The following is an 11,195-nucleotide window of genomic DNA, read 5'->3' on the forward strand; positions in this document are numbered from 1 at the left end:
GCTTCACATAGCGTGTTTCTTCATGTTTTTCCATTAGGATACTTTTTGTGTATCGCTATTTCAGGACGGGACATTTATATAAATAAAAAGCTCTCATTCTTAGGATGAGAGCTTTTTTTATGGGTAGTATCAGCTAATCTTATTCTTTAAATATTCAAGCATAGATAAGGTTATTGGTTTTGATAAAAAGTCAATGACCATAGGGTATTTTTTTGCTTTTTCTAAGTCTTCCGGATCAATTGTAGAAGAAAGTACAATTACCTTAATAGCGCTAAAATCTGAAAACTCTGGGCTGTTAAAATAATCCAGAAATTCCCATCCTCCCATTACGGGCATGTTTAGATCCAAAAAAATTAATTGCGGATAGTGTTTGTTATCATTATTTTGTCTGATAGTATTGAAGTATTTTAGTGCTTCTTCGCCATTTTGAGAAGTAATTATTTCGTTAGAAAAGGATGATTTGTTGATTACTTTTTTACACAGCATAAGTGTTATTGGGTCATCATCAACACATAAAATTGTATCTAACATATTATTTATTTTTAAAAGTTAATGTAAATATAGTTCCTTTATTGACTTCGCTTTCAATATTAATTGTTCCTCCCATGGTTTCAACTTGAGATTTTACTAAATAGAGCCCTAATCCTTTGCTGTCCGGATAATTATGAAATCTCTGGTAAAGACCAAAAATTTTATCTCTGTTTCTTTCCAGATCGATGCCTATTCCGTTGTCTTTGAAAATTAATACAATTGTGTCGTCAATTTCGCTGGTTGTGATTGTTATTTTTAGTTTTCTATTTTCGGATTTGTATTTTATGGCATTGGTTAATAGGTTTAGTAAAATGCTTTCTATGTACGCTTTATTGATGTTAATAATAGAAACTTTTTCAAAATTAATTTTTATAATGGGTTTGTATAATTCAATTTGAAAGTTGAGTTGATTGAACACATTTTCAAAAATATCTTGAAGAAGTACTGGTTCTTTTTTGATTGAAGGGTTGTCTTTGATGATGATTACTTTGACTAAGTCATTAATAGTTTCGTTTAATAAATGGGTAGATTTATTGAAGCCATATAAAATTTCTTTTAACTCTGGATTATCAATAGGAATGTCTTCAATTAAGTTCAAAAGTCCTGTCAAATTTGATAATGGAGCCCTAAGGTTGTGTGAAGTAATGTACGAAAACTGTTTTAGATCTTTGTTGTTTTGTGTTAGCTCTCGAATAAGCTGTTCTTTTTCCTTTTCTTGTTTTTTTTCATCAGTTATGTCTCTCTGGATGGAGATCCAATGTGATAGTTCGTTGTCAGTATTATAAATTGGTATCATGGAGAAGCGTACCCAGTATTCTTTTTTGTTTTTTGTGTAGCTGATGGTTTCAATAATGCACTCTTCCTTGTTTTGTATTGCAATCATTAGTTTTTTTAATTCCTCGTAATCTGAATTCGGACTATTAAAAATTTCTGGGGACTTACCTATGCTTTCCTTGAAATTGTATCCTGACATTATTGAAAAAGCCGGGTTTACGTAGGTGATATTTGGGATATTTCCGTCGATCGAATTGGCTTCGGTGATGATGATGGAATCTTTTGATTGAGTAATAACGGTCTCTAGCAATTTTAGTCTTTGTTCTTCTTCTTTTTGCTTTGTGATATCTTGGATGGCTCCAATCATTCGGGTTGCTTTTCCGTTTTCATCTTTTAATAGAAAACCTCTGTCTAGTACATATTTATAGGAGTTATCAGCACATCTGAAACGGTATTGATCTTGCCAATGTTCAGTTTTTTGTTCTATGAAAGCGTATAATTTTATAGACATTTTGATGCTGTCTTCAGGATGAATTTTGTCAAACCACCATGTTGAATTGTGGCCTACTTCGTCTTGTTTATAGCCAAAAACAGTTTCAATTCCTTTGTTCCAGTAGAAATTGTCTCCTTCTATTTTCCAGTCCCAGATAGTGTCGCTGGTGGCTTTAGCTACTATGTCATATTTTTCGTTTGATTCCTTAATATCGTCATTTGAACTCTTTAATTTTTCAATAATGGCTGTATTTCTGGTGTCGTTTTTTGATAAAATAAGCTTAAAAATGATTCCTGTAAAAAATACAAACAGAAGATCTTTTGTAAAAGTATAAAAGGGCAGATTCTCGTCAGGAGCGTATTTTAGAACTAGTTTATGGCTAATAATAGCTATAAACAGAGCGATAAGAATGTAGATCAGGATTACTTGATTAGTTTTGCTTTTCATTACTCAAATGTAAATAATTATTGATGAATTACCGAGTATCATTCCTAACTTATTTTGTAAGCTCTTTTTTTTGTTTCTAATAGGTTAAGAATATGTAAACTATTGACTAAATATTTTTTATATCAAAAAAAAGTGTACCTTTGCACCCATTAAAAATCACAGATGGAATCTATTAGAAACATTGCAATTATTGCCCACGTCGATCACGGTAAAACAACTTTGGTTGATAAAATTATGTATCACTGTCAGTTATTTCGTGATAACGAAAACACAGGTGACTTAATCCTTGATAACAACGACTTAGAGCGTGAAAGAGGTATTACTATTACTTCTAAAAATGTTTCTGTAGTATACAAAGGAACAAAAATCAACATTATCGATACTCCTGGTCACGCCGATTTTGGCGGAGAGGTAGAGCGTGTATTGAATATGGCCGATGGAGTTTGTCTACTTGTAGATGCATTTGAAGGGCCTATGCCACAAACCCGTTTTGTATTACAGAAAGCATTAGACCTTGGTTTGAAACCATGTGTTGTTATTAATAAAGTAGATAAAGAAAACTGTACTCCTGAAGAAGTGCATGAAAAAGTTTTTGACTTAATGTTTGAATTAGGGGCAGAAGAGTGGCAGTTGGATTTTCCAACAGTTTACGGATCAGCTAAGAACAATTGGATGTCTGATCATTGGGAAAACGTAACTGATAATGTGGAAGCATTATTAGATATGGTTATTGCTAATGTACCTGCTCCTAAAGTATCAGAAGGAACTCCTCAAATGTTGATTACTTCATTAGACTTCTCTGCTTTTACAGGTCGTATCGCTATAGGTCGTTTAGAAAGAGGTGTTTTGAAAGAAGGAATGCAAATTTCTTTGTGCAAAAGAGATGGTGTAATCATGAAATCACGTATTAAAGAATTACATACTTTTGAAGGATTAGGTCGTAAAAAAGTGCAAGAAGTAATTGCTGGAGATATTTGTGCAATTATTGGAGTTGAAGGTTTTGAAATTGGAGATACTATCGCTGATTTTGAAAATCCGGAAGCCTTACAAACAATTACTATTGATGAGCCAACGATGAGTATGTTATTTACCATCAATGACTCTCCTTTCTTTGGAAAAGAAGGTAAATTTGTAACTTCTCGTCATATCAGAGACAGGTTGAATAAAGAATTGGAAAAAAACTTAGCAATGAAATTGGGTGAAACTGATTCAGCGGATAAGTTCATGGTTTTTGGTCGTGGAGTACTTCACTTGTCTGTTCTTATTGAAACAATGAGGAGAGAAGGATATGAGCTACAAATTGGGCAACCACAAGTTATCATCAAAGAAATTGACGGTAAAAAATGTGAGCCAATCGAGGAATTGACAATCGACTTACCAGAGAATTTGTCTGGAAGAGCGGTAGAGTTTGTTTCTTTCCGTAAAGGAGAAATGTTGAGTATGGAAACTAAAGGGGAGCGTATGATTATAAAATTCAATATCCCGTCTCGTGGAATCATTGGATTGCGTAACCTATTGCTTACTGCTACAGCTGGTGAGGCTATTATGGCACACCGTTTTATAGGATATGAGCCTTACAAAGGAGAAATTTCTGGACGTAACAAAGGGTCATTGATTTCTATGGAAAAAGGAAAAGCGATTCCTTACTCTATCGATAAATTGCAAGATCGTGGTAGATTCTTCGTTAATCCTAATGATGAAATTTACGAAGGTCAAGTAATTGGAGAAAACTCACGTAGCGATGATATGTGTGTCAACGTAACTAAAGAGAAAAAACAATCTAACGTTCGTTCATCTGGAAATGATGATAAAGCTAGAATTATTCCTCCAGTTATTTTCTCTCTCGAAGAAGCTTTAGAGTACATTCAAAAAGATGAATATGTTGAGGTAACTCCAAAATCGATTCGTTTGAGAAAAATATATTTGACAGAAACAGATAGAAAAAGATTTAAAATCTAATTTTATTTTTATAAAACTGAAAAGCCATTCGTTGATTCGAATGGCTTTTTTTTGGTGTTTAGATCCCTTTTATTGGTTTTAATTCGCTGTTTGCTACACAATTTTAATGGCCTCTTGTGAGGTGTAAATGTCAGTTGTTTTTTTGCGGCACATTTTAACTATGACGGTATTGTACCATAAAATTTAGATTAATTGATATTCATAAATAATATTATCCGGGATTTGCATAAGGGATAGCAGCAAGCTACCGAAGTAGCGCGGATAGCCCGACAGCATAAATAAAAAGGGCTAATTCCGCATAATGATAAGTAGGCCTTTTCTATTTATGGTGGCATGCCCTATTAATTGTTTTATCGTTTCAAACTAAAATGACCTTTAGCTTCTCTTCCATCAGCTAATTTTATGGTATACCAATAATCATCAGAGGGTAATGGCTGCCCTGTAAAAGTACCGTCCCAGCCTTGACTGGAAGCTGTAATTTGTTTTAGTAATTTGCCGTATCTATCATAAATATAGATGGTCGAATTTGCATTAAAATCAGCATTTACTCCTTTTACATTCCAATAGTCATTTTGGCCGTCTCCATTTGGAGTGAAAAATTTAGGTACGCCAATTAAGGCTATTTTTTGGCTCACTGTTCCACAACCATTTTTGTCATTGATGTAAACTTCATGAATTCCCGCTGGTACATAATCAAAGAAATTTGAATCTTGAAAAGGTCCAAAAGGTTCGTCAAGACTGTATTCATAAATTCCTTTTCCGGATACATTAACGGTTACCGTATTTGTATCTGCTAAATCAACTACATCAATGCTGTTAATACTAGCAATATCAGAAGCTGTAACTTTTATAGTTCGAATTCTAGAACATCCTGAAACTGTTCTTACTTCTACAGTGTAGTTTCCTTCTTGATTTACATCTAGCGTGTAGTTGTTCTCAGTTGGTAGAAGAACTTTATCTTTAAACCATTTATAGGTGTAGTCAGTAGTTGGGGATCCATCTTGAATCCCTGCATTTAGTGTTACAAAAAAAGTAGGAAGATTAGAGCAGACCAATTCGTTTGCTGATCCGTCAGAATTTAAGTTTATAGGTGGTAAACTATTTACTATGAAAGGTAAAATAATGGAAGCTTTACAAGTTGAGTTAGCAGGATTCTCCACAACGGCTGTAATGTTTTGGGTGCTGCTAATGAAAGGATTTGGCAATGGACTAGATAATGAAGCTCCATTTGCATCAAAATATTTGACAACCATTCCTGTTTGATTTCCTAAAATCGTATTCTGAAAAGTACTCGTATCAAAACCAAACTTACCATCTTGTAGTAAAGGATCTATTTCATCATCACATACGGTTGTTAAATTTATATTTACTTGGAAGGCTTCTGGAAGATCATCCACTGTGAATGTTATCAAAGTTTCGTCAAAACATTTTAAAGTTGAATTATTAGTAATAATTGCTTTTATCGTTTGTGTGCCTGTAGTATAGGTTGAAGGAAATGGGCTTGATATCGAATTGTTATTTTGATCAAAATAAGTAACAGTAACATTAGTTTGTCCTTGTTTTAAATCAGATTCTAATGTTGATGTATTAAAAGTATATTTTCCATCTTGGTTGTCATCGCATTGTCTTTGGATAGACACAGCGTAAGCAAATGGAAGTTTTTCAACTGTAAGTGTTACGTAATGTCCCAAGCCATAACAAGCATTATCTGTATCACTGTCTACTCGGCCCCAGATTTCTTGAGTGTTTACGTAACCAATATTTCTGTAATTAGAGATATTGGTGATTGCATTTATTTCTGCTAACGCATCGGCTTGATTGCGATAAAATGTTATTGTGTAATTTCCCGCGGGTAATAAACTCTTTATATCCGTTTCTGCACTGCTAAAGTCAAAAGTACTTACACCATCTCTTTTATCATTGTTTGCATTGTTATTGCCGTTTATGTCTAATAAATCATCACATTGCACGAACTTTCTATTGAATGTACTTGGAATTTGTGTTGATAAAACTTTTAGGGTCAATTCAGCTACGCTAAAACAACTATTAGAATTAAGAACTCTTGCATATACTTTCATCATTACGGGTGTTGTATTCGTAAAAGTCTTAGGCGTACTAATTAGCTCTGAAGCGTTTGCCGTTGTAGCACCTGAAAATGAAGTGTAGTAAGAAAAGGTTTCATTTGCAAAATTGCTTGAAATCTCATCATTTTTTACCGTTAGATTAAATGTGGTTACCGCATCTAAATCATCATCACATTGAATAATGGTTGTATTATTCACGGTTGGTAACGTATATACGATTAAAGTAGTGTCATTTGAAAGTAAGCCGCAAGAGTTTCCAATTTTATCTAATTTTACACGATATTTATAACCATTCATTGTGGTTTTTACACTGGTAACAGTCAATGAATTTGTAGTTACTCCAGAATATGTTGCGTTATTAGTAATATTAGTCCAAAAGGTTCCATTAGTGGATACTTGCCATTGATAGGTGTTTCCGCCATTATCAGCTAGAGTGATTACCGCATTTTGTAGTTCACAAGTTGGTGAAACTGTTGGTTGTGTTGTTATAGTTATAGGAGCAGCAGTAGTGTAATTGCTATTTGGTGTAGTATATGCTACGCCGCTTATTACTTGACCATTTGTATTTACTGAAACTGGATTATTGCCCAATACTCCGTCATTGTTTGGGTCTAAGAATCCTGCTTCGATGACATCATTGCATAAATCACCATCAGCATCTAAATCGCGATAATTTTTTATTCCATCAGAATCAAGGTCATTTCCCGTTTCTATTGAATCTAAAATCCCATCGTTATCACTATCTAAATCCAAATAATCAGGGACACCATCGCTATCAGTATCCATCGGTATAAGTCCTGGCTCAAACGCATTATCAATTCCGTTTTTATTGGTATCGGTATTTGTTGGTACTACAGTAGCATTTAATTGTGCTTCAATGGTATCTGCAATTCCGTCATTATCGCTATCGCTGTCTAACTGATCTGCAATCCCATCATTGTCGCTGTCTTTAGGAACGCACACTGCACTGATCGCTAATGTTGATTTATTAGCGTTGACATCTGATAAGTTTTTGTGTGAAAAACTAATAGATTTCGATAAATTGGTTAGAAACTGAAATGTTGCTGTTCCTGCAGCCAATGGAGTGATGCTTTTTAATCTAAATCTGATTTCAAATGAGGAAAATTGTTTTACTCCACTTTCGTAAATACCATCATAGTTAGTATCAATTAATAGTTGGTCACTTGGATTTAGTACCGTGATGGTTTTATTAACATCTGAATTCATTATGTATTCAGCATCTGCATTCAATAAATCAGTTGCACTAGCTATATTTACATATTTCATTTCCAAACTGATTGGATTAGAAAAAGTCATTTTATAACTAACAAAGTTTCCTTTTCCTGCTGGTACATTGGAAATAAAACTTCCGTCACTGCTTCCAATAAATGGCGTTGTACTTGCAGTTGTTGACGTGGTAATTGTTCCAGTAAATGAATTGGAGTAAAGACCAACTGCTACTGATCCATTAGATGAATTGGAGATGTCTATAACTTGATTTCCATAAGATTCAGTGCAATTTGTTATGCCGTCTTTATCATTATCAAGATCTATATTGTCATTTACGGTGTCAAGATCTACATCAGTTTCACAGGTACTAACAGGAATTAAATCAGATAAAACGGGAGGGGCACTACATCCTGAAATGCTTCCGCGAACTTGATAATAACCTGGTTGTGTAGGCGTATATGAATTGCTGTTCGTATTGGGTATAGACACGTTATTAAAATACCATTCAAAGCTATCATAAGAGGAAATAGAACTTACTTTTAGAACAACATTTGGAATACAATTCGAGCTTGTTACTGCACTATTATCACTTACAATTTCAGGTTTTGTATCAAAGCCTGAATAGTATCCACCATAAGTTGCTGCGCTATTGGAACCAAAGTAAGAAACATAAACTTGTTTCGTTGAAAACACACTAATATGACCTGTTAAGCCTGTTACAGTATAGGTTTCATAAAGTACATTTCCAATAACGTCCTTTGGGCTAACGCCTATAGGTTGCCTAACACCGTTTATTGCAATTTCAACTGTTGCACCTTTTTCAGTGACGATGTTTAAACCACTATTTGTTGTAAAAGTTCTTGTCCCAATCCGTTCAATTGATGGAATATTATCTACAATATTTGGTGTTGAACAGTTTAAAGGTGGTACAAAAAACATTTCTTGATTTGCTTGACTAAAACCGCCAACACTTTGGTAAGCAAACACTTTTTTGGAGGTATTAACATACAAGCTTCCGTTGGCAGAATAATCGTTGCCATCCAGAATAATATATTGTCCGGCATTTAAAGGTGTTGCATTAAATGGGGTAGTATTCCCATTAATATAGACATTAGTGTTGTCCTCATGAATAACTAATAAGGGCCGTTCTGTAATACTTAAACCAAATCCACGAACAAAAATATATTCATTTCCGATAATATTCGCAGGAACTATTTGATCAAAACCCAAATCTAAATTTCCATTTATATTACCATTTGTGCCTCCATAAGAACCACAATTCATTACAATTGGCTTATTCGATTTTACTAATGCGCCAATTAATCCGTCTTTGTTGGCAATACTGTTGTCTTCTGTGGCTAAAACATAACTCTGACCTCTGTTTAATGTTACGCTTGGAGGAGTGTTTCCAACTCCAATATTACCAACTAAAGTTACTCCTGGTTTGATACTGCTAAAATCAACTACAGTATTGTTTTCAGTTGCTAATATAGACAAGAAAGTATATCTAAATGTAGCACTATTTGTAGTGGCAGTGTTCACGAAAGCACCAACTCTAAATTCCTGACCAATGGCAGAAATTCCTTTAGAAACCAATGACCCTGACTGATTGTATCCTCCCGCTAGTACCCTCGCAGCAACATATATTAAGCTTTCAGCTTCAATAATAAATCCTTTATTATTTAACGGGATGTTTAGTAAACTTGGATCTACGTGCAACTGACTGTTAGTGTCAAATCCTATAGGGTACTCAAGGGGTACACTTTTGGAGACTGTAACTTCTTCAATACCAACGCCAATAGCGTTAATTTTTACTTTCACTGGCGTACTACTTGGAGTTGAAATATATAAAAATTGATCTTGGGCTGCTATTTGATCAGAGCCGGATAAAGGCGGAATATAATGTGTTTTACTAAACTGCGAAAAACAACTTATGGAAAAAAGAATGATGAGTATAAGTAAAGTTTTTTTCATGTGTTAAAAATAACAAAATTTTTATTATCTTTTTACTGAAAAATCGCCTTTTATTACTTTGCCAGTATCAAATTCCAGCTTTTTACTGACTTTTGCAGATTGGATTTCTTTAATTTTGCAAACCAACTTTAAGTTTTACTTAGCCGTCATGTAGCGATAAAAGTTAGGTCTTTCAATAATGGCACCCACTTTTTTCAAGGCCTAATGAAGTTTTCATTGTCCCGTCAAAAGCGGTATACACTGGAGGTTTTATTGACCACATTCAGCGCAATTCCTAAAGTAGTTGATTTCCCGCTGCCGTTAGGACCTAGAATCCCGTATACATTACCTTTTTGTATTTCGAAAGAAACGTTTTTTAAAGCTTGACATGTGCCATAACGTTTATGGAGATTTTTAATAAAGAGTATCGTTTCCAAAGGGGTCATCTTAATAATTTTAATTATGACGTTCAAGGTATGATTTTGTTACTCAAAGATTCATATTAAGTAAGTCGAAAGTTTAAAAGTCGTAAAGTCAAAAGAATTAACTTTAAGTAAAACAGCTTTAAATCAGATTGTTATGTAATTTTATCTTGATTTTAAAATACGACATTATACCATGGTTATTACTTAGTTTATTTCTTCAATCAATTTACGTAATAAATCTAATCTTTGTGCCGTAATAGGTTTGTCTATATAGTCTTTTACAACATGGTATTTTTTTTGCCTTTTCAATATCATTAGGGTCAATTGAGGACGTCATGATGAAAATAGTAATTTTTTTTTCTAAGGCTATCAGCAAAAATTCATCTAAAAATTGCCAACCATCCATGACCGGCATATTTAAATCTAATAAAATAATGTCCGGCAGGTTTTCATTAGTATCAAAATAGTGTTTTAATTTATCTAAGGCTAATTGCGGGTTATGAAAAGATTCAATTTCGTCACAAAACTTGTTTTTAGAAATGAGAATGCTTATCAATTTTACAGTTAATTTATCATCGTCAATGATGTATGTTAATTTATTCTTCATATAAATAAATTTTAAAATTAGAACCTTGCCCCACTTCACTTTCTACTTCAATTTTTCCACTCATGGCTTCCAGCTGGTTTTTGGTTAAGAATAATCCAATTCCTTTCGCGTCTTCATTGCCGTGAAACGTTTTGTACATACCAAAAAGTTTATGTCCATTTTTTTCTAAATCTAAGCCCAGACCATTATCTTTGAAATTGATAATGCTATAATTGTCTTTAGTTTCGTAGCTTATTTCTAAAGTTGCAGTTCTATGGGGGGATTTGTATTTAATCGCATTGGTAAATAAATTAAGTAATATGCTGTCTAAATAAGCGGGAATAGCATTTACGATCAAATGGTCAGGAATGGTGTTAGTAATTACTATTTTACTCTCTTTGATGGCCTGACTCAAAGCCATTCTTGTTTTTTCAATTTCGTGCCTTAAGCGAATTCCTTTTTTTTCAATATTTATTTTTTGCTGAATGGTTATAATCTCATTCAAATATTCAATTGTTTCAGAGAGTTTTTGGGTGCCTTCTTTGAATAAATCAAAATAAGATAATTTTTCAGTAATATCATCGGTATGATCTATCACATCAATTACCATAGATAGATTGCTGGTGTGGGAGCGGATGTTGAACTAAACCTTCGGTAGCACCATTGTAGATTTTGATTATCTTACGAAGATAACTAAAATAGAATAGTATGAC

General features: G+C 33.6%; 6 protein-coding genes and 1 pseudogene. 1 reads left to right on the forward strand and 6 read right to left on the reverse strand.

Features of this window, described 5'->3' with window-relative positions; genetic code table 11:
* Positions 1-129: 129 nt before the first annotated feature.
* Together EKM02_RS14290 and EKM02_RS14295 are read right to left on the reverse strand one after the other, a co-directional pair.
* A complete protein-coding gene (locus EKM02_RS14290) occupies positions 130-531 on the reverse strand; it encodes a response regulator (RefSeq protein ID WP_126456294.1) in 402 nt (133 codons plus the stop codon).
* A 1-nt stretch (position 532) separates the two neighbouring features.
* Positions 533-2,245 (reverse strand): PAS domain S-box protein, encoded by a 1,713-nt coding sequence (locus EKM02_RS14295; protein ID WP_126456296.1) that lies wholly within the window; start codon positions 2,243-2,245, stop codon positions 533-535.
* A gap of 162 nt (positions 2,246-2,407) precedes the next feature.
* On the opposite strand from EKM02_RS14295, the gene typA reads away from it, so the two are divergent.
* Positions 2,408-4,204 (forward strand): translational GTPase TypA, encoded by a 1,797-nt coding sequence (typA, locus tag EKM02_RS14300; RefSeq protein WP_126456299.1) that lies wholly within the window; start codon positions 2,408-2,410, stop codon positions 4,202-4,204.
* A 350-nt stretch (positions 4,205-4,554) separates the two neighbouring features.
* On the opposite strand, the gene EKM02_RS14305 is transcribed toward typA, so the two are convergent.
* The 4 genes and pseudogenes from EKM02_RS14305 to EKM02_RS14320 form a co-directional block, all read right to left on the reverse strand.
* Positions 4,555-9,492, reverse strand: a complete 4,938-nt coding sequence (locus EKM02_RS14305; protein ID WP_126456301.1) for a T9SS type B sorting domain-containing protein — start codon at positions 9,490-9,492, stop codon at positions 4,555-4,557.
* A 72-nt stretch (positions 9,493-9,564) separates the two neighbouring features.
* Positions 9,565-9,908 (reverse strand): annotated as a pseudogene (locus tag EKM02_RS14310) (ATP-binding cassette domain-containing protein); the annotation flags it as partial.
* A gap of 214 nt (positions 9,909-10,122) precedes the next feature.
* A complete protein-coding gene (locus EKM02_RS14315) occupies positions 10,123-10,503 on the reverse strand; it encodes a response regulator (RefSeq protein ID WP_234423206.1) in 381 nt (126 codons plus the stop codon).
* Positions 10,493-11,092 carry a sensor histidine kinase gene (locus EKM02_RS14320; protein ID WP_126456303.1) on the reverse strand — a complete coding sequence of 200 codons (600 nt, stop codon included), beginning with the start codon at positions 11,090-11,092 and terminating at the stop codon, positions 10,493-10,495. The genes EKM02_RS14315 and EKM02_RS14320 overlap by 11 nt, the downstream gene beginning before the upstream one ends.
* Positions 11,093-11,195 lie beyond the last annotated feature (103 nt).

Source organism: Flavobacterium sp. RSP49 (assembly GCF_003968735.1).
Lineage (GTDB): Bacteria > Bacteroidota > Bacteroidia > Flavobacteriales > Flavobacteriaceae > Flavobacterium.

Coding starts and splice junctions, on each gene's coding strand:
- EKM02_RS14290 (WP_126456294.1), bottom strand. CDS start 531: ATGTTAGATACAATTTTATGTGTTGATGATGACCCAATAACACTTATG.
- EKM02_RS14295 (WP_126456296.1), bottom strand. CDS start 2,245: ATGAAAAGCAAAACTAATCAAGTAATCCTGATCTACATTCTTATCGCT.
- typA (WP_126456299.1), top strand. CDS start 2,408: ATGGAATCTATTAGAAACATTGCAATTATTGCCCACGTCGATCACGGT.
- EKM02_RS14305 (WP_126456301.1), bottom strand. CDS start 9,492: ATGAAAAAAACTTTACTTATACTCATCATTCTTTTTTCCATAAGTTGT.
- EKM02_RS14315 (WP_234423206.1), bottom strand. CDS start 10,503: ATGAAGAATAAATTAACATACATCATTGACGATGATAAATTAACTGTA.
- EKM02_RS14320 (WP_126456303.1), bottom strand. CDS start 11,092: ATGGTAATTGATGTGATAGATCATACCGATGATATTACTGAAAAATTA.